15 protein-coding genes are annotated in these 19,100 nt (G+C 72.5%); 2 read left to right on the top strand and 13 right to left on the bottom strand.

Translation table 11 applies throughout. The annotated features are described in order from the left end of the window. Positions 1-5: 5 nt before the first annotated feature. From AABA78_RS36700 to AABA78_RS36755, 12 genes are all read right to left on the bottom strand, one after another. Positions 6-2,510 carry a baseplate J/gp47 family protein gene (locus AABA78_RS36700; RefSeq protein ID WP_338270140.1) on the bottom strand — a complete coding sequence of 835 codons (2,505 nt, stop codon included), beginning with the start codon at positions 2,508-2,510 and terminating at the stop codon, positions 6-8. Continuing rightward, positions 2,507-6,277, bottom strand: coding sequence for a baseplate J/gp47 family protein (locus AABA78_RS36705; RefSeq protein WP_338270141.1), 3,771 nt, complete (start codon positions 6,275-6,277; stop codon positions 2,507-2,509). The genes AABA78_RS36700 and AABA78_RS36705 overlap by 4 nt, the downstream gene beginning before the upstream one ends. Positions 6,278-6,365: 88 nt before the next feature. Beyond that, positions 6,366-6,740 carry a GPW/gp25 family protein gene (locus AABA78_RS36710; protein WP_338270142.1) on the bottom strand — a complete coding sequence of 125 codons (375 nt, stop codon included), beginning with the start codon at positions 6,738-6,740 and terminating at the stop codon, positions 6,366-6,368. After that, positions 6,740-7,927, bottom strand: coding sequence for a phage late control D family protein (locus tag AABA78_RS36715; RefSeq protein ID WP_338270143.1), 1,188 nt, complete (start codon positions 7,925-7,927; stop codon positions 6,740-6,742). Before AABA78_RS36715 ends, AABA78_RS36710 begins: the two co-directional genes overlap by 1 nt. Continuing rightward, the gene (locus AABA78_RS36720; protein ID WP_171417096.1) at positions 7,927-8,205 is read right to left on the bottom strand and encodes a LysM peptidoglycan-binding domain-containing protein; all 279 of its coding nucleotides are present in this window, start codon (positions 8,203-8,205) and stop codon (positions 7,927-7,929) included. The genes AABA78_RS36715 and AABA78_RS36720 overlap by 1 nt, the downstream gene beginning before the upstream one ends. Before the next feature lie 10 nt (positions 8,206-8,215). Further along, on the bottom strand, positions 8,216-8,944 hold the full coding sequence (locus AABA78_RS36725) for a CIS tube protein (RefSeq protein ID WP_338270144.1): 729 nt from the start codon (positions 8,942-8,944) through the stop codon (positions 8,216-8,218). Beyond that, positions 8,941-9,159 carry a hypothetical protein gene (locus AABA78_RS36730; protein WP_338270145.1) on the bottom strand — a complete coding sequence of 73 codons (219 nt, stop codon included), beginning with the start codon at positions 9,157-9,159 and terminating at the stop codon, positions 8,941-8,943. Before AABA78_RS36730 ends, AABA78_RS36725 begins: the two co-directional genes overlap by 4 nt. Before the next feature lie 20 nt (positions 9,160-9,179). Continuing rightward, positions 9,180-10,055, bottom strand: coding sequence for a hypothetical protein (locus tag AABA78_RS36735; protein ID WP_338270146.1), 876 nt, complete (start codon positions 10,053-10,055; stop codon positions 9,180-9,182). Position 10,056: 1 nt separating this feature from the next. After that, positions 10,057-10,548: a phage tail protein gene (locus AABA78_RS36740; protein WP_171417088.1), complete on the bottom strand. Its 492-nt coding sequence runs from the start codon at positions 10,546-10,548 to the stop codon at positions 10,057-10,059. A 44-nt stretch (positions 10,549-10,592) separates the two neighbouring features. After that, positions 10,593-11,135 carry a phage tail protein gene (locus AABA78_RS36745; protein WP_338270147.1) on the bottom strand — a complete coding sequence of 181 codons (543 nt, stop codon included), beginning with the start codon at positions 11,133-11,135 and terminating at the stop codon, positions 10,593-10,595. Continuing rightward, positions 11,135-13,456: a phage tail sheath subtilisin-like domain-containing protein gene (locus AABA78_RS36750; protein WP_338270148.1), complete on the bottom strand. Its 2,322-nt coding sequence runs from the start codon at positions 13,454-13,456 to the stop codon at positions 11,135-11,137. Before AABA78_RS36750 ends, AABA78_RS36745 begins: the two co-directional genes overlap by 1 nt. Positions 13,457-13,472: 16 nt before the next feature. After that, positions 13,473-15,431 carry a hypothetical protein gene (locus AABA78_RS36755; RefSeq protein WP_338270150.1) on the bottom strand — a complete coding sequence of 653 codons (1,959 nt, stop codon included), beginning with the start codon at positions 15,429-15,431 and terminating at the stop codon, positions 13,473-13,475. 272 nt (positions 15,432-15,703) lie between these two features. Between AABA78_RS36755 and AABA78_RS36760 the strand changes: the two genes are divergently transcribed. Further along, a complete protein-coding gene (locus tag AABA78_RS36760; protein WP_338270151.1) occupies positions 15,704-16,078 on the top strand; it encodes a DUF1622 domain-containing protein in 375 nt (124 codons plus the stop codon). 175 nt (positions 16,079-16,253) lie between these two features. Beyond that, entirely contained in the window at positions 16,254-18,575 is a 2,322-nt protein-coding gene (locus tag AABA78_RS36765) for a PAS domain-containing sensor histidine kinase (RefSeq protein WP_338270153.1), read from the top strand. 2 nt (positions 18,576-18,577) lie between these two features. Here AABA78_RS36765 and AABA78_RS36770 read toward each other — a convergent pair whose 3' ends face one another. Next, entirely contained in the window at positions 18,578-19,075 is a 498-nt protein-coding gene (locus AABA78_RS36770) for a hypothetical protein (protein ID WP_338270154.1), read from the bottom strand. Positions 19,076-19,100: the final 25 nt, after the last annotated feature.

Raw genomic sequence — 19,100 nt, forward strand, 5'->3', positions numbered from 1 at the left:
GTGGCTCATAGGTCCTGGGCCTCCTCGTAGGACAGCTCGACGCCGTCGCTTTCGCCGGACGGGGGTGCCCATGCCAGCAGTTCGCCGGGCGTGGTGACGATGCGCTCGAAGAGGGTCGGCGGCGTGCCTTCGCGATGCAGCCGCTGCACCACCACCGAGCGCAATCCATCAATGCCCGCGAGCGCGCCGTACACGTCCGAAAGCTGGAGGTCCTGGCCCAGCTCCACGCGGTCCGGATCCAGCAACCCCAGGTCGCGCTCCGGGTCGCGATCCACGCCCAGGCGCAGGCGCGTCTCCTGGAGCACCGCGACCGGATCCGCGCCCCTCACCACGCGCAGCAGCACCTTCAACCGCACCTCCACGCGCTGCCGGTTGATCAGGTGCAGCTCCACCCCAGGCGCCACCCGCGCCGCCAGGTGCGCGTGCAGCGCTTCCAGGTCGGACGCACGCAGGGCCGCCCCCTCCGGCCCGGACACCACCACCTTCAAGGACCGGCGGCGCACGGCGTCGCGGAACACGTTCGCGCGGTGCACGCCGTCGAACACCAACGTCAGCGCCAGCACGTCCGGCAGCGACACCGCGCGGTCCATCGCGCCCACCGTGGCGGGCCCTCGCACCCGCGCCAGCGAGGGCTCCTCCGGATCCGTCCCACCGGCCAGCGGCAGCGGGTTGAAGGTCTTCTCCACGCAGGGATTCGGCGTCGCCATCGCCATCAATCGCAGCGCGGCCCGGTTCCCGCCCGTCCCCCGCCCCACGCGATACCGGACCCGCACCTCCGCGCCCAGGGGCAACGCCGAGCCGTGATCCTCGCCGCCGAAGCGCAGGCGCGCGGCCCCGGCCGGCAGCGGCTCCACCGCGAAGGCCAGCGCATCCGGCGCCGCGTCCAGGAGCGAATCCACCGGCTGCCACGCGCGTCCCCCCACCGTGAGGGACACCTCCGGCCGACGCCCTCCCGAGTGGCTCGGGTCGCGCAGCCACGTCACCGGCGCGTGAAGCAACGGCACCGTGCGCAGGTCCAGCGCGGGCACGGCGACCTCCTCCACCGTGGAGCCCTCGCTGACGAGCGCGTTGTTGCCCAGCAACACCACCCGGTCCAACGCGTACGCGCGCGACAGCGGCGGCTGGAACGTCACCTGCGTCATCGGCGTGCGCTGACCCGGCGGAATCTCCATGCGCACGCGCAGCACGCGCAGCGCTTCGCGGTAGAGCCGCTCGGTGCCCTTCGCGCCGCCGGGGCCCAGGCGCTCCACGTCCTCGGCCAGCACCAGCCAGTCCCCTGGACGCACCGGAGGCTCCTGTGACGAGAGCCCGGATGCATCCGTCAGCGCCAAGAGGTAGACCGTGTCCGTGCCGGCCCCCGCCACGCCCAGCGGCCGGGCCACCCCCGCCTCCGCGCCGAAGGCGAGGTCCGCCCGGTTCAGCGCCTCGCTTCCCTTGAGGATGACGAGCTGATCCCGCGCCTCCTGGATGAGGCTGTTCACGAAGGCATCCAGGAACGTGACCATCTGGTCCAACCGCACGGCGTGCAACGCCGGGTCCTCGTCCGCGCAGGGAGCCAGGGCCGCCTCCAGCGCGGCCAGCGCCTCCGCCTGCCGCTTCTGGAGGTTGCGAAGCTGCCTCGCGAGGATCTCCTGTGACTCGGACAACGCCCCCACGGGACGGCCAGGAGGAGGCACCGCCTGCGCCACGACCTTCTGGGCCTCGCACAGCTGTTCGCAGAGCGCGTCCAGGGTGCCCTTGCACGCGGCATCCCCGCCCAGGTCCAGCGTCTTCATCAGCGACGCCAGCTTGCGAGCATCCTGCTTCGCCCGAGCCACCCGCCGCTCCTCCAGCGGACCGTGGCGCTGCACCTCGATGCGCTCCTGAAGTCCCGCGACCACCGACCCCGGCCCGAAGATGCCACCCGTGGGCGCCGGAGCACCGGGCTCACCCGCCTCGCCGGAAGGAGTGCCGGTTCCTCCCGTGCCCGTGCCCCCCGTTCCCGTGCCTCCGCCCGTCCCTGTTCCCGTGCCCGTCTCCGCCCCCGTGCGAGGAGGCAGGAACGCGCGAAGCTCATTGAGCTCCGGCAGCAGGCGCAGGGGCGCGAGCGTCTCGAAGACGGCGGCGGCCTCTTCCCCCTCCGCCGCTGAGTTCACCGCCGTTCCAGCGGCCAGCGTGCCGCGCACGTTCGCCTTGCAGCGGAAGTGCTGGAGCCCCACCGCCGCGGTGCCCGGGCTCGGGCGGTAGCCGATGTGCCCGAGCAGCTTGGAGACGGAGTCCTCCAGCCGCGCGGTGGCGAGGAAGCCCTCCTCCGCCCACGCCTGCTGGTACGTCCACAGCACGTGCAGCGCCAGCGCCACGCTGTCGAGCAGCCCGCGCCCCAGGTCCACCGACGACGGCGCCGCGTACGCGAGCGGGTTCCAGGTCGGCGCCTCGTCCAGCCGGGAGAAGACGATGCGCGCCGACGCTCCCAGCCGGGTGCGGAGCTGCTCATGCGTCAGCGCCTGGTGCGTGGAAGGAACGCGGCTCATCGCAGCCCTCCGCAGACCTGCACCGTGAGGACGCCCTCGGAGCCCGGCCAGTACCCCCCGCGCGCGGTGGCCACCTCCTCCGGTCCGATGGGGATGACGCCCGCCTCCAGCCGCTCCTGCGCGTGGGGCTCCAGCCGGCGGAAGCGCTTCACCCGCACCGCCGTCACTCCCGGCACGCGCAGCACCGCCTGGTACAGGTCCGCGAGCTGCACGTCGCCGTTCAGGCCGGAGCGGTCCGGATCCAGCAGGCCCCCGTCACCCGCGATGGCGCCCACCACCGCGTCGCGCAATTGATCCGCCTGCGCGTGCGGCGCGGCGTCCACCTCCAGGTCCAGATCCAGCGGCACCCACCGGGGCGGCAGCGCTTCCACGTCCACGCCCAGCAGGCGGAGCTCCTCCAACCGCCGCCGCACTCCGGCCCAGCGCCGCAGCAGCTCGTCGCGGTCCAGCGTGTCCTCGTCGCGCAGCAGCACCGTCACGCGGATGACCGTGCGCAGGTCCCGACTCACGGCGCGCGCGGAGGCTCCGGCCACCTCCGGCAACTGCTGAAGCATGCGCACGTAGTCCTCGACGGTGACGGCGGACAAGGGCTGCGACACGCCTGCTGGCGCGCGGTAGCGGATGGAGTCGAGCGACTCCGGATCGCGTCCCCCCACCGCGGGCAGAGGGTTGTCCACGCGCACCAGCAGGCGCAGGTCGTCCATCGACTGGGCCAGCAGCTCGCCCGCGGACGCGGAGCGCTGCGGATCCAACGGCACCTGGAGCAGCCGCGTGAGCACGCCCTCCCCCACGTTCGCCAACGTCCCCAGGCCAATGCGCAGCGACAGCCCCAGCGCCGTCTCCCGGGGCGGCAGCGCGGCGCCGTTGACGCCATCGCCCCAGCGCAGGCTTGCACCGCCCGTGGGAGTCGCTCGCAGGACGACGACCTCATCCCCCGGTCCCTGGACGGACAGATCGTCCACCAGCGTCCACGGGTCGTCCTCCACGCTCACCTGGAGCTGGGGCGTCCCGCGCCGGGCTTCATCTCCCGGCAACGGATACCCGGAGGCCTGGACGCTGACCGGGTGGAACGGCAGGGCCCACTCGCGCTCCTCGCTGCCATCCACGACGGGTGACAGCAGCGCGCGCCACTGCGCGAGGCCGCGCGCGAAGGGCTCCGCCGAGTCCGCTTCGAAGCCCTCCGGAAGCGGTGTCACCGGCAGCCCGTGATGCGCGGGCACCACGTTGCCCAGCACCGTCGCGCGAGGCCCGGGCGCGGGGTCCCCCGGGGCCAGGAACGCCTCCGGCGCGAAGCGGCGGGGATCCCACCCGACGAAGGTCGTATCGGTGGCGAGCGCCACGGACGTCACGCGCACCACGTGACCGCCCTCGCCGCGCCCCTGGTAGAGGATCAGCCACCGGCCAGGCTCCAGCTCCGGGTAGAGGCCCGCGAGCGTGGCCCCGGTGTCCCCCGCCTGCACGGACTCCGCGAGCGTCACGGCCTCCAGCCGGGGGAAGTAGGACAGGGGCGACTCGGTGACGAACACCAGCGAGTGCTCGTCCGTGGTGGCGTTCGCCACCAGCGTGTCGGCCGGGAGCTCCAGCACGCCGCCCCCGGTGAGGAACTCCAGCGCGGTGGTGCCGGGCGGAAGCACCTGCAGGTGCAGCGCCTCCAGCCGGGCCTGCACCAGCGCGGCGAGCGCGGTGGCATCCAACCGGAAGCGCAGCATCACCGTGGCGGAGAGTCCGGGGTCCGGTACGTAGTCCAGGCCGCGCGCGTGGTCCTCCACGGAGCGCCGCAGCCGGGCGTCCTCCAGGAAGCCCTCCACCACGGCGCGCTCCTGCTGGTACGCCAGCGAGTCGAGCTGCGCGGCCACCGCCTCCAGCAGCATGGTCGTGAAGTCCGCGGGCCCGCGGTCCTCCCAAGGCGCCATCACCGTGCGGGCCCGCTCCAGCATCACCGCCAGCAGCGACTGCGCGTCACGCGCCTGGTAGTCCACCAACGCCCCGGGGGCGGGCCGCTCTGGCGCCGCGAGAAACGGGCGCGGCTGCGGATCCCGCACGTCACACCCCGGCACCACGTCCGGAGCCCACGCGCCCACGAACGGCGCCGGGTCGCGAGGACCGTCGCCCGGCACGGGCACCGCCGCGCGCGAGATGGCGGCGTCGGGCACCAGCCGCAGGTCCACGGTCTCCGGGGGCGGCAGGCCCCCCGCGAGGAGCACCGGAGGCACCTCTGGAGCACCGGGCGTCCGGTACGGCAGCGGCCCCACCTCCAGGAACGGCAGGCCCGCGCCCTGCGCGAACAACGCGGGCGAAGCGGACAGCTCCGCGTCCGTCTCCAGCACGAGGGGCGCGCCCACGATGGCCGTGAAGAGCGAGTCGTACGCTCGGATCTCCCCCGGCCCCAGCCGCGGCCCATGCGCATGCCGGTGCCAGGTGAGCTGCGCCAGCAGCAGCTGCTCGGCCTGGAGCCAGCCCGCGTGCACCGACGTCCAGGCCTCGGTGCGCCGCACCAGCGCCGTGCGCAGCCCGCCCTCCAGTTGCAGCGCGGTGCCGGTGATGACGAAGAGGGAGCAGTCCTCGACGGCAATCTCCCCCGGCGTGCCCACGTCCAGCACCGGCTCCAGACCGCCCAGCGGCGCGGCCACATGTAGCCCCACGACGTCCGCATCGGAGGGGAACGCAGGCAGCGTCAGCGGTCCCACGACCGAAGCCGACAGTGCATCCAGCGCGGCGGTGAGCCAGTCCGACCACGCCGAGGCCGGCTGCGCGGCCACCGGAACCGGCGCGGCCGACACTCGGCTCACCTCCACGTCGCGAACCGCCACCGGCTCCAGGGAAGGGCCGCCCAGCACCCGCATGCCCGTGGCGCGCGAGCCGCCCGCGACGTCCTCCACCTGCCCGATGCCCGCTTCGATGCCCTGCCCGCCCAGCGCGAGCAGGCCCAGCGCGAACGCCCCCTGCACCCGCTGCACGGTGAAGCCGCGCAACTGCAGCGCGCCCACGGAAGCCGCCATCAGCCCGACGCTCCACTCCGTCCCCAGCGCCTTCACGTCAGTGACGGACACGTCCACCGCGGACAGTCCCTCGCCCTCCTCCCGGGCGACCAGCACCCGAGCGCCGGTCGCGCTTCCGCCGGACACCATCGCCACCGTGAGCCCGGACAGGTCCGCGCGGGTGAAGCCCGCCAGCTCCATGCCCACGCCCGCCCCTACGCCCACGACGTCCCGCACCGTCACATCCGCCCACTGCGAGCGCTGACAGACCGCCCGCACGCCAAAGGCCTCGCCCACCGTAGCCTCCACGGCCCCGATGGACAGGCCCGTCACGCGGGCCTCCGCCGCCAGGAGCCGGAGCCCCGTCGCGTCCTCGCCCTTCGCCGCCGTCACCGAGAGCGAGTCGATGACCACCGTGCCGTCAGGGGTCTCCACGCTCAGCGCCGCGCAGTCGCCCGGGGAGTTGGCGCTCACCGTGACGTCCGCCACCTCCACCCGAGCGCCCAGGAGGATCAACCCGGCGTCCACCGCCACCACCGTCACGCCCGAAAGGCTGGTGACGAGGCCCGTGACCTCGAGCGTTGCGCCATCGAGCTTCAGCGCCACTCCCGGCCCACCCGTGAGCCGCAGCGCGTGCGCGGGCGTGCCGACGACAAGGTCCGTGGTGAGCACGCCCTCGCCCACGGGCAGCACCCACTCCACCTCGCCCGGCGGCGTCGCCAGCAACGCGGCCTGCGCCGCCGCGAGCGATGCCTCCAGCGGCAATGACAGCAGGACGCGCACGCTCACGGCAGCGCCTCCAGGTGCAACGGCTCCGCGTGCTCCGCCCCCATGACCAGCGAAGCCTCCAGCGCCAACGTCCGCAGGACGCGCGCGCTCACGGCGGCGCCTCCAGGTCCCGGCGGAACAGCTCCGCGTACTCCTCACCCGTCGCCAGCAGCGTGTAGAGGATGTCCACGTAGAGCGTCGCGTCCTCGGCGCTCACCTTCACCGCGTCCAGGCGCACCACGTCGCGCATGAACTCCTGCACGTTGAGGCGGATGATGTACTCGGCCGCGGCGGCGGCCTCCGGGCTCGCGGCGCCGAACACCATCCGCTGCACGCCGCACCCGAAGCGCGGCCGGTTCACCCGCTCTCCGGGCAGCGTGAAGAGCAGTTGCTCCAGCTGTTGCCGGACGACCTGCGTGGGCCCCACCGTGCGGGGCGTGCCCAGGTCTCCCAGCTGGAAGGGGAAGTGCAGGCCGCGTCCCATCACGCCACCCCGTTGAGCGCGTCGCGCGCCAGGTCCACGTCCACCTCGTAGCGGGCCAGCGCCTCCGCCCACACCCAGCGGTGCCGCGCGCCGCGCACGTACCAGGTGCCGTCCATCAGCTTGCCCGCGCCCACCAGCCCCACCGGACGCCGCGCGCGGAGGATGCGCTCGTACCGCAGCCCCTGAACCGTGCCGTTCGCCTCCGCCAGCCAGTCCGCCTCGCGGTAGTCCGCCCACGCCAGGTTCTCCACCTCCGGCACGTCGTGCGGCACGTCCACGAACTGCAACCCCACCGCCTTCGTCTGGGGCCGCCTGGGCAGCACCGCCGCCATGCGCGCCTTGAGGATGTCCGCGCGGCTCGTCGTCCCCATGCGAGGGAAGCGCGGCGCCGTCACCACCGCGGAGCGGATGCGCCGCGTGCGCTCGTCGATGTGCTCGCCCCGCAGCTCCGTGGGCCGGTGGCTCTCCCAGCGCGCCTTGAGCTCGATGACGGACGGCGTGGAGCGTGGAATCAGCGACAGGTCCGGCTGCTTCGGCCCGTCCGGCCGGGGCAGGTGGAAGTGGCCCACGCACTCCGCCGCCGCGTTCGCGCCCGCGCCCACCGGGCCCTGCTTGCGCTCCACGAAGGCCTCATAGCCGTTGCGCCGCGCCAGCCACCGGACGAGCGCCGCATCCGTGCCGCGCTGGAGCACCACCGCGCGCGCCGGGTCGCGCACCGGCGCCGTCTCCTGCACGTCCAGCGCGAAGCCGTATTCGCCGTAGAGCTGCCGCACGATGCCGGCGTCGGACAGCCCGCTGAACGACCGCGTGCGCTCCTCCAGGTGCATCAGGCACGACGCGTCCAGCCCGTACACCTCCAGCGACGAGTCCGGCACGCGCGACGGGCCGAAGTACGGCTCCACCGCGGTGATGTAGCCGTCGAACACCACGTCCTGCACGTCTGGCGCCTCGCTGTCCGGAAGCCCCAGCCCGAAGCTGATGGTGATGCGCTTGAGCAGCGCGAACCGGCCGTCCGCCAGCGCGTCCCAGTCCCCCGCGTCCGTGGGCGCCATGTCCAGCGACAGGTGGAAGGACGACGCGTCGTCGGTGCGCTCGTCCACCTCCAGGCGTGACACCCGGCCGCGGGCGTCCGTCATGGGCTGCCCGTCCACCCACAGCTGGAGGAACGCCGCGCGCTGCTCCGCCATCAGGGCTTCTCCGGGATGAGCAGCACCGTGCCCGGCACCAGGAGCGCCTCGGGCTCGAAGGTGGGGTTGGCGTCCACGATGCGCCACGCCTGGAACGGGTCGCTGAAGTAGCGCTGCGCGAGCAGATCCAACCGGTCCCCCGCCACCACCTTGTGCAAGAGGGACGTGGGCACGCGCGGCGCCACCCGGGGCACGTAAAGCGACACCGTGGCGCCCTCCGGGCCCAGCGGCACCGCGTACGTCGGCAGGTCCTTGTGTCGCGAGGAGGGGTCGCTCATGGCCTTCTCTTCAGCTCGCTCCGTTGAGCTTCACCTGCGGCGCCAGGGCCTGCGCGATGAGGGTGCTCGCGTCCGCGCCCTTCACCACCGCCAGGTCCTCCATCCGCAGGCGCAGGTCGCGCAGGTTGGCGAACGCCTGGGCCACCTTGTTGTTGGCCGCGTTCTCCCCCACCTCCAGGATGCGCATGCGCAGGTCCACCTCCGCGCGCAGCGGGTACAGCGCCGGGTCAAACCGCTGCTCCACGATGGTCATGCCGGTGATGACCACCGGGAAGGTGCGCGGCCCCAGCATCAGCAGCAGCTCCGTGGGGTTGAGCGACACGAGCTTCGTCGCGGGCTTCTTCTCCTCCTCGCCCGTCTGGTCCTTGCCCAGCGCCATGCCCTCCAGGATGGCCAGCTCCGGCAGCACGCCCTGCGTGCCCGCCCCGGTCGTGTCGCGCAGGAGCGCCTCCGTCACGTCGAAGACGAGCTTGAGGGCAATCGTCTCGCTCTTGGCGTGCAGGCCGCCGCCGCGCTGGGCGTCGGTGAGGACCTTGGTCTGCTCGGGCGTCTTGCCGGGCTTCGTCTCCCACTGGCCCGCGCGCGTGCGCGTCACCGTCTCCGGGTTGTACTGGAAGCGCAGCGCGCGCACGGACGGCTCGGACTTCTTGTCGTCGGCCGTCTGCGGCAGCGTCACCAGCATGCCCTTCTGGAGCTGCTGGTCGAACGCGATGAGCGTCGGGTCCAGGTTGCGCGTCATCCGTTGCCCCGGGCACCGGTACCGGCCGACTCGCGCTGGGCCAGGCCGCGGGCGATGGCTTCGTTGTTCTTGTCCATCAGCGTCACCACCGTCTGGGTGAGCAGCTTCATGAACTCCTTGGGGTTCTCCGGCACGCTGCGCAGCATCCACGCGAGCTCCCGCTCCAGCTCACGGCGGGTGAGTCCGACCTGTCCTTGCACCGGGGGTGGGGCCATGGCGTGTGCGTCCTCTCTCGTCAGCTCCAGCCATCCACCAGCGGACGGCCTTCCAGCTCGTTGCGAAGCAGCTCCAGGTAGCGCCACCGCCGAGCCCGCGGCAGGGCCAGGATGTCCGCCTCCGACCAGTGGTAGTGGAAGGCCAGCACGTGCACCTCCGTCTCCAGCCGCGCCGCCCCACCCCGCAGCTCGCGCGCCAGCAGCGCGAACGGATCCAGCTCCAGCTCCAGCCACACGGCGCACTTCGGACAGCGCGCCAACAGCCCCAGGTCCGGCGCGGACGTGCCTTGCGCCAGCGCCAGCGCCACCGCGTGCCGCGAGCGCGCGGGCAGCGAAAGCCACGCGGCCGGCGTCAGCGCCTGCCCCTCCACCACCACCAGCCGCGACCACAGGAGCGCGGACCGCTCCGCGCGGGTGCCCTGCGCGTCCGCGAGCACCGCGTCGTCCTCGCCCGTCGGCTCACGCACCTCCGCCCGCCCTTGCGGCAGCGCGACGGCGAGCACCTCCGGCGCTTCAGCGGCCCGCTCCGGTGAGAGCGCGGAGAGCCGCACGTCCACGTCCGCCATCGCCTCGCACGCGGGCGCGGGGCAGCGCGCCACCAGCGTCACCCGGTCCCCGTACATCCGGGCCCGCAGGTGCAGCGCCAGGTGATGCCGGTCCCCGCGCGTGAGGCAGGCCGCCAGCTCCGCGTCCACGCGCGGATAGTCCCCCAGCCGTCCCAGGCACGCCGCCAGCAACGCGCTCACCGCGCGCGGGCCGGGACGTTCGCCGGCCTGGGCCAGCGCCCACTCCTCGCGGCCGGTGAGCGGGCGCAGCTCGCCCTGGCGGTGGCAGCGGCCGTCCTCGTCGAAGAGGCCGTGCGGCAGCAGCACCGGGATGGGGGGCTCGAGCAGCACGTCAGGTCACCGCCTCCAGCGTGAAGCCCTCGTGCTGGATCTCCACCGTCTCGATGAGGATCTCGTTCGCCTCCGCGGCCAGCTCCGACATCGCGGTGAACTTCGAGACCCACGCGTTGCGCAGCACGAACTTCTTCACCGCGCGGTTGAAGTCCAGGTCGTAGACGAGGATCTCCACGGTGCGCCGGTAGTCCGGCTCCGCGGCGCGGAAGCCCGGCGTGGCCTCGTGGCGGATGAGCTGGAGGGCCCAGTCCCGGAACGTCGTGTCCTGGGTGAGGCCCGCCTCCAGCGTGAAGGGCTCGTAGTGCACGCGGCCCGGGGACAGCTCGTCCACGGAGGACGGGCTGTTGCCGGAGCGGAACTTCACCACCTCCACGGTGCCGGTGAGGCCGGAAATCTTCCGGCACGCGGCCACCTCGATGTTGTTGAACAGCACGCGGAAGTTGAAGTTGCGGTACGGGTCGCGCTTCGTGGATTCGACGAATCGGGGCATGGCGTCACTCCTCGAATGGGACGTCAGGGCGTCGGGATGACCGCCTAGGGCCTGGACAGGTTGGGCCGGGGCACCGGCTCCCAGCCTTCGTGGGTGAGCTCCAGCGACAGGAGCGCCACCTCCCCCGCCATGGCGTCCAGCTTGGGCAGGGCGTGGAACTTGCTCACCCACGCGTTGTGCACGTGGAAGCTGCGGATGCGCGCCTCCATGCCTCCGGGCGTGGGCACGTCCGTGGGGTGCGCGTAGGCGTCCCACAGGTCGATGAAGAGGTCGCGCTTCACCGGCTCGCCGGGCGCCTTGCCGGTGCGCGCGAACTCCAGCACCGCGCGCGCCCAGCGCTCCAGCGTGTCGTCCAGCGCCAGCCCCTGCTCCAGCACGAGCGGATCCCAGTTCACCTTGTGGGGCTGCGCGTAGCGGTGCAGGTTGTTGCCGCCCTCCCAGACCTCGAAGGCGCCCACGTTGACGGACAGGCCGGACACGGAGCGCACCCCCGCCACGTACTCCCCGGCCGCGGACGTGCTCATCCGGAGCCGGAAGCGGAAGGTCCGCAGCGGGTTGCGGGCGTTGGCGGGAACGGGCGTGGGCATCAGGCCGCCAGCAGGCTCTTCTGGCTGATTTCGATGACCACGAACTCCGCGGGCTTCAGCGGCGCGAAGGCCACCTGCGCGGTGACGATGCCCGCGTCCACGTTCTCCTGCGGGTTGGTGCTCCGGTCGCAGACGACGCTGAAGGCCTCCTCGGGCGTGCTGCCCTGGAAGGCGCCCTGCCGGAACAGCCCCAGCATGAAGGACTCGATGGAGACGCGGATGCGGCCCCACAGCTCCTCGTCGTTGGGCTCGAACACCGCCCACATCAGGCCGCGCCGCAGGGACTCCTTGAGGAACAGCGCCGTGCGGCGCACCGGGATGTAGCGCCACTCCGGATCCGGCGACAGCGTGCGCGACCCCCACGACACCAGCCCCACGCCGGGGAACTGGCGCAGGCAGTTGAGGCTCACCGGGTTGAGCAGGTCCTGCTCCGCGTCGATGACGGGGTACTGGAGGCCCAGCGCCTCGGAGATGGACGCCTCGATGCCGGCGGGCGCCTTCCACACGCCGCGCGTGGAGTCCGTGCGGGCGAAGAGGCCCGCCACGTGGCCGGACGGCGGCACCAGCCGCGTGGGGTTGCGGCCCACGCCCACCGGATCCGCCACGCGGATCCACGGGTAGAACATGGCGGAGTTCTTCGAGCGTGAGGGCAGCCCCTCCACGAACTGCTTCGCGTCATCCGGCACGACGGCGAAGTCCTTGTCCACGCCGCCGGGGCCATCCGCGAGGAAGAAGCAGTCCCCCCGGTTGTCGCAGTACGCGATGCCGGCGGCGATGAACGCCACCTCGTTCTTGCCCGGCAGCGCCACGATGTTGACGTCCTCGGTGTCCAGCGCGTGCAGGCCCGTGCGCGACGCCGCGTCGCCCGCGAAGTCGGACGTGTCCAGGAGGCCCGTGCCGTCGTCGCCGCCCAACAGCCGCACGTTCGTCACCGCCGCCGGGCGCACGACGGGGTTCGCGGGCGAGTCGTCGGAGTAGCCCCGGGCACGCGGCGCGAAGCCCAGCTGCCGGAGCATGGTGGGCACGGTGGGCTGGAGCGTCTCGCTGATGGACAGCTGGAGCCCGTCGAAGGTCTCCGAGGTCAGGCCCGGCGTGCCCGCGGCGGCGGTGCCGGTGAAGCCGGTGGCGGAGAGCGACAGCGTGGACGTGCCCGCGGGCGTGGCCAGCCCCGTGATGACGGTGTTGCCCTGCGCGTCCGTCACCACCGACGCGACCTTGCCGGCGAGCGCCGTCGCCAGCGAGTGGTTCAGCTCCGCGGGCGTCACCGCCCCCGCGTTCGCCGCGAGGATGGGGATGGGCACCACCGTGGTGCCCCCCGGCGGCCCCACGGTGACCTTCGCGTCCTCCGGGTCCAGGTCGTACGTGGCGCCCGAGGGCTTGGGGATGGTGAGCGTGGGCCCGGTGGCCACCTTCAGCGAAATCTCCGGCGAGTCCGTGCCGCCGATGACGAAGGTGTTGGTGAGCCCCGCGGCGGTGACGGCCTGGGTGAGGACGGCCTTGAGTTGGGTGGTGTCCAGCTGCGTGCGGCCGTTGGCGAACGTGGCGGCCGGCACCGCGGTCGTCACCAGGGACTGGGTGATGGGAACGTCCAGCGTCGTGCGGGGCAGGTCCGGTTGGGCTTCATCCCAGGTGGAGAGCTGCAGCTTGCCGCCGTCGTAGAGGCTGTACTTCGTGCCGGACAGCACGGCGGCCTTGAGCTTCGGCGGCACGCCCGGCACCAGCACCGCGCCGGGCGGCTGAGCGGCCAGCTTCAGCTGGAACTCGTCGCGCACGCGGATGTAGCGGGAGATGTCGTTGATGCGATCGGCGACGTAGTCCTCGCTGGACGGGTCCATGCGCACGTCCTCGAACGCCTCCAGGCGGCGCGTGGCCCCGGCCTCCGTCCAGACGACCTCCACGCGGAACGCCTCGCTGGGGAAGTTGGTGGAATCGCTCACGTGGACGCGGAGGAAGTCGGACCACTCGCCCGCGCCCCGCGCCAGGAACGTGAGGGCGTTGAGGCCGCCCCCCGCGCGCGACACAAGGGGCGCGGACGCACCGGCCACCGCGTCGGAGGGCAGCACGCGCACGACGTAGGCGCGCCGTCCGCCGGAGTCGAAGAAGGCCTCCACCGCCTGCGCGACGAGCCCCGCCTCTCCGGGCTCGTGGCCCCCGAAGGCGCGCTCGTACTCGGCGAAGCCGGTGACGAACTGGGCCAGGCCCGGGATGCCGCGCGCCGTGCGTCCGACGAACGCCGCCGTGGACGTGCCCACCCCTTCGATGGGGCGCGCACCGGCACTGATCTCTTCGACATAGACGCCGGGATGCAATCGCTCAGCCACGTTCATCCTCCTGGTTTCAGATGGTCCCGCGCCTGGCGGTCTCGACTTCGGTGACGGACGTTCCCGGGTGGCCGCTGGCACCGCGCGCGGCACCGCGCGCGACGAGGTCCACCTGGGGCTTCTCGACGAGGCGGGCGCTGGTGCGCGGGTTCGGCTCGTCCATCAGCGCGGAGACGCGGTAGTCCACGCAGCAGCGGTACAGGTGGTTCAAGAGGTCGTCGCGGCGGCGCAGCTGGGTCTGGAAGAAGAAGCACTCCTCCTCGAACACGAGCGTGCGGCCCCGCGCCCAGACGCCCTCCACGGGCTTGCTGAGCGTCACCGCGTCGCCGTCCAGCCCCAGCACCAACGCCTGGAAGCGCCGCTTGCCCACGCGGTAGCCGTCCTCGCTCTCCCCCAGCACCACCACGTCGCCGACCTTGAGGCGCGGGGCCGCGGTGACGCTGCGGCGCAGCGCCGGGTCCAGCGGGCCCACGGGCTCCGCCACCAGGTGCAGGTGGTCCACCGTGAAGTCCAGCGGCGTGCCCGTCTGCGCGCCCAGCGTGAGCACCATGTCGCTCGCGGCGACGGTGACGCCGGGCGCGGCGACGGGCGGCGCGGGCGTGGCCTCCGGATCCTGGAGCGGCTGCGGCGTCCCGTCCGCCGACAGCCACACCACGCCCTCCCCCGCCTCCAGCCGCGCGTGCAGCGCCACGCCGGCCTCCAGCCGCTCCACGGGGAGGCGCCAGCGCGTCTCCGCGACCTGCGTGCCGCTGCCCTGGGACAGCGTCGCGGTGGCCACCACCTCGCCCATGAGCCGGGTGCCCACCTGCTCATAGCGGACGACGAGCCGCAGCACGGGCTGCGCCTGCGACAGCAGCACGGCCACCGGCAGCGTCTGCGCGGCCACCGCGCCGGAGGCGACCCGCAGCCCCAGCGACAGCGCCAGTCCGTCCGGGGCCGGATTGTCGGCGTGGAATGGATCCGGCACGGCGGGCAGGGGGTACACGAGGACGGAGGCGGTGCCGGTCCCGGACAGGCGCAGGCCCTCGGAGGCGGGCAGGAAGGACGCGCCCGGCGTCAGGTCCACGCGTCCGCCGCGCGCGCGCTCCAGGCCCAGGTCGCTGGCCTCCAGGTGCGCCAGGGACATGAGCGTGGTGGGCTCGCCGCGCGGCAGCAGGCGGAGCGTCGTGGCGCCGTCGGGCACGTCCTCGGCCAGCAGCGACGGGCGGAGGACCATCTGCCCGCGCGTGGGGATGGAGAGCGCCACCGTGTCCATGATGGACGCCAGGTCCCCCTGCGAGCCCGCCCACAGGTCCACCTGCACGTCGATGGCCATGGCCTTGGGCGCGCGCAGCTTGCTCAGGAACGCCCTGCCCTCCTGGGCCCGCTCCGGAGGCTCCATGCCCAGGGGATCCGCGATGCTGCCGGTGACGGGCAGCACCTCCACGCTGGAGCGGAACGCCATGGAGGCGATGCCCGGGTCGGAGCTGAGCGCGAACCGGCCGCCCTCCACGTCCCAGCGCGCGGTGGCGGCGGCGAGCGCCTCCAGCAGCAAGGGGTCCGTGAGCGGCGCGCCCGTGGGCTCCTGGAAGAGGCCGCCGGCGAGCGCCTCCGCCAGCTTCGCGTTGATCGCGGCGGTGAGCGCGGGGCCGGTGTCGGAGGAGGCGAACGAGCCCCCCGGCAGGCCCGTGAGGGTGACGGTGGCGCGGCCATCCAGGCGCAGCTTGAGCGCGCCACCCGGGGGCACGCTGTCCGAAGCCGCGCGAGGCCTGCCGACGAGGTGGCCCGGGACGCGGACCGTGGCGACGCCGGTGCGGCCGTTCTCGCGCTCGGGTTCAGGGAAGAGGCCCAGCGGACCGACGACGGAGAGGAAGGGCACGCGGGACGGCCGGTAACCCTCATCCACATAGCCATGCGCGGCGAAGACACGCACGTCGCCGCTGCGCAAGGCCATCCGGCCCTGCCACAGCAGTCCGCTGAGGATCTCGCGAATCACGCGAAACGACCCTCCAGGGCAGTGTCATGTCTGGTTTCAAGCTGCTGCGTCACGGCACCCCCCGGCACCCCGCAGAACCGCCTGTCCCCCGCATGAGACACGCGGAGGGCGACGACAATGAACCAGGAACTCCACCGGCGTCAACACCAGACACACATCAATCCTTGACTGACATGTGACAATCACAACGCATGTATCGCCCCGCGGGGCAGGTGGGAGGGGGTGGTTGTCCACCGGGCCGCGGGCCATCTTCTCCGGGAGGGGAGCGGCGGATGCCATTCGCGGACTTCGTGGGCCTGGCCGCGCGGCTGTTCGAGGCCACGGGCGTGGGAGTGATGCTGGTGGGGGTGTTGGCCTCCGTGGCCTTCGCGGCCCGGGACGCCCGAGGCCCGAAGCGGGCGGGGGCGTACCGTCAGCTGCGCCAGGACCTGGGCCGCGCCATCCTGCTGGGCCTGGAGCTGCTGGTCGCGGCGGACATCATCCGCACGGTCACGGAGTCCCCCACGATGGGACAGGTGCTCGTCCTGGGACTCATCGTCCTCATCCGGACCTTCCTCAGCTTCACGCTGGAGGTGGAGATCAACGGACGCTGGCCCTGGCAATCCCGCCCAGGCGACGAGGAAGGGGCCGGCCCCCCGCCGCCGTGAGGCCTTGGCCTTGGGGGCCAGCCAATCAGTGGCTGCGCCTCCAGGTGGGCGCGGGCTGCCCGCGCGCGTCGCGGATGCACACCCTCCAGGTCAGGCCACTCCCATGGTGGGAAGCGGCGTCACGGGGCCCTGCCTCCAAGCTCGCCGGGAAGGGCCGGGGTCAGAGGAGGCGCGCGTGGAGAGTCACAGCGCAAGCTTCGACCCGGAGGCCTCCGTGTCCATCACCGAGGCGCACTCCCGGCTGCTCCTCGAGACACTGGTGGCCAGCACGCCCGTGGGGCTCGCGGTCGTGGACATGGAGCAGCGCTTCGTCCAGGTCAACGAAGCGCTCGCCGTCATGAACGGCATCCCGCGCGAGGCCCACCTGGGCCGCAAGGTGCAGGAGATCGTCCCGGAGATGTGGCCCACGCTCCGCCCCCAGTACCAGCGCGTCCTGGAGGGCGGGGGCGCGCAGACGGTGGAGGTCAGCGGCGCCACCTCGAAGGATCTCGGCGTGGAGCGCCACTTCCTCGTCAGCTACTACCCGGTGCGCACGGGAGCGGGCGTGTTGCTCGGCATCGGCGTCATCGTGGCGGAGGTCACCGAGCAGCGCAGGGCGCACGACGCGCTCCGGGCCAGCGAGCAGCGCTACCGCTCGCTGGTGGAGGCCATGGCGCAGCCGGTGTGGACCACCAACGCCCGGGGCGAGGTGGTGGAGTCCGCGCCGCGCTGGCGGGCGTTCACGGGCCAGACGCACGAGGAGCACCTGGGGCTGGGCTGGCTCACCGCCATCCACCCGGATGACCGCAAGCGCGTGGTGCGCGGCTGGGTGGAGTCCCTGCGCACGAAGACGTCCTACCGGGGCGAGTTCCGCCTGCGCTTCCACGCCGGGGGCTACCGGAACGTGGTGGGCCGGGCCGTGCCCGTGTTCGGCGACAAGGGCGCCATCCGCGAATGGGTATCCACGGCGGAGGACATCACCGAGCGCAAGCAGGCGGAGGCCCGGGCGGAGAACGAGCGCGCGAGGCTGAGCGCCGTGCTGACGAGCGCCCCGGCGTCCATCGCCATCCTCTCCGGCGAGCAGCAGGTCTTCACGCTGGTGAATCCCCTCTACAAGGTGCTCGCGCGGGGCAGGGACCTGCTGGGCATCTCCGTCAAGGACTACCCCACCCCCCGGGGGATCGAATACTCCCGGATGATCGAAAAGGCCTACACCCGCGGCGAGCCGATCATCGAGAAGGAGCTCGCCGTCACGTCCGACTTCAAGGGTGACGGGGTGGATTCGACGCGGCGGTTCGACGTCGTCTACCAGCCCTTGCGCGACGTGAATGGCCAGGTGGACTCCGTGCTGTCCTTCGCCATCGACGTGACGGAGCGGGTGGAGGCGCGCAAGAAGCTGGAGGAGTGGGCCGCGTCGCTGAGGAACCAGCAGCAGTGGCTGGAGGCGGTGCTGGACCGGACGCCGGTGGCGCTCATCCTGGTGGAGCCCCGGACCGGCCGGATCCTCTTCGCGAACCAGGTGGCCCGGCGGATGGCCGGCGGCGACTTCCCTGGGGGCCTGCGGCCGGAGGCCTATTCGGGAGTGCATCGCTTCACGGATGAGACGGGGCGGGAGCTGAGCGTGGATGAAATCCCCGGCATCCGGGCGGTGAAGGGTGCGGCCGTGCACGGGGAGCCGGTCGTCTGGCACACGCCCACCGGGCGCTACTCGTTGCTGGTGGAGGCGGCCCCCCTGCCCGCCCAGCATGGCCATCCCGCTTCGGTCCTCCTGGGGCTCCAGGACGTCACCGAGCTGCGCAAGACCCAGGCCCAGCTCCAGCACGCGGTGTCCCTCAGGGACGAGTTCCTGACGGTGGCGTCGCACGAGCTGAAGACGCCGCTGACGCCCTTGCAGCTCAAGCTCCAGTCCCTGGTGAAGGACGCGCAGTCGGCCCAGACGCTGGAGGCGCTGCGGGAGCGCGTCTTGAGGACGGCGGAGACCATCTCCGGGCAGGTCCGGAAGATGACCACGCTCATCAACGACCTGCTGGAGGTGACGCAGCTCACGGGCCCCGCCGCGCCGCTGCGGCTGGAGGACGTGGACCTGGCGGACGTGGTGCGCGAGGAGGTGGAGCGCTTCAGGGTCCCGGCGGAGAAGGCGGGCTGCGAGCTCATCGTGGAGGCGGCCCCCGGAGCGGTGGGCCACTGGGACCGCCACCGGCTGGAGCAGGTGGTGAGCAGCCTGTTGTCCAACGCGCTGAAGTATGGCGCCGAGCGCCCGGTGACGCTGAAGGTCGAGCGTGACCGGGACCGGGCAAGGTTGAGCGTGAGGGACGAAGGCATCGGCATCGCGCCGGGGAGCCTCCAGGCCATCTTCGAGAAGTTCACCCGCGCCGTGTCCGCAAGGCATTACGGAGGTCTGGGATTGGGCCTCTTCATCACCAGACAGATTGTCGAAGCCCACCACGGCACCCTGCGCGCGGAGAGCCAACCCGGGCAGGGTGCGACGTTCATCGTGGAGTTGCCGGTGTCGAAGTAAGGCTACGGGTCAATCTCTCTCAAAATGCGCACAAAGCTCGCATCAGAAGCCAAGTGAGTGCGGGTCTCCCAGTCGAGTTGCCCCTGCTCGTTCGGCGGAGCCGACGCTCGCGAGGCCAACACAGAGAAACGCTGCGCCTGGATCTCCACGACGTCCTCGTCCCTGCCCCTCAGCACCACTTCCCCGGTCGCGCCCACGGGCAGCACGGTGGAGAACGAATAAGACAGGAGCCCAGCGCTCGTGGTCTCCATGGGGAACTCCACGACGATCCAGCATCCCGTTGGGACCCGCGCCTCCTGGAATGGCAAGGTCAACGCCCCCAGGCCGTGAAAGCACAGCCAGACCCTTCGGAGCTCCGTGTCTGGTGCCTCGCTGAGGGGCGAGTCCAGGTCGAGCACCAGGCCCCAGGGGAGCACGTCCCAGCGGATCGCGGCGACCCGCGAATCCTGCGCGACTCCAAACCGCTGGGCCCCGCTCAACTCCACCACCGCCTCATCCATGGTTCCGCCGCTCCGTGTGCGTGTC

Source organism: Corallococcus caeni (assembly GCF_036245865.1).
GTDB classification, from domain to species: domain Bacteria; phylum Myxococcota; class Myxococcia; order Myxococcales; family Myxococcaceae; genus Corallococcus; species Corallococcus caeni.

Coding starts and splice junctions, on each gene's coding strand:
- AABA78_RS36770 (WP_338270154.1), bottom strand. CDS start 19,075: ATGGATGAGGCGGTGGTGGAGTTGAGCGGGGCCCAGCGGTTTGGAGTC.
- AABA78_RS36720 (WP_171417096.1), bottom strand. CDS start 8,205: ATGAGCGACCCCTCCTCGCGACACAAGGACCTGCCGACGTACGCGGTG.
- AABA78_RS36740 (WP_171417088.1), bottom strand. CDS start 10,548: ATGCCCCGATTCGTCGAATCCACGAAGCGCGACCCGTACCGCAACTTC.
- AABA78_RS36715 (WP_338270143.1), bottom strand. CDS start 7,927: ATGGCGGAGCAGCGCGCGGCGTTCCTCCAGCTGTGGGTGGACGGGCAG.
- AABA78_RS36700 (WP_338270140.1), bottom strand. CDS start 2,510: ATGAGCCGCGTTCCTTCCACGCACCAGGCGCTGACGCATGAGCAGCTC.
- AABA78_RS36745 (WP_338270147.1), bottom strand. CDS start 11,135: ATGCCCACGCCCGTTCCCGCCAACGCCCGCAACCCGCTGCGGACCTTC.
- AABA78_RS36710 (WP_338270142.1), bottom strand. CDS start 6,740: ATGGGACGCGGCCTGCACTTCCCCTTCCAGCTGGGAGACCTGGGCACG.
- AABA78_RS36730 (WP_338270145.1), bottom strand. CDS start 9,159: ATGGCCCCACCCCCGGTGCAAGGACAGGTCGGACTCACCCGCCGTGAG.
- AABA78_RS36760 (WP_338270151.1), top strand. CDS start 15,704: ATGCCATTCGCGGACTTCGTGGGCCTGGCCGCGCGGCTGTTCGAGGCC.
- AABA78_RS36725 (WP_338270144.1), bottom strand. CDS start 8,944: ATGACGCGCAACCTGGACCCGACGCTCATCGCGTTCGACCAGCAGCTC.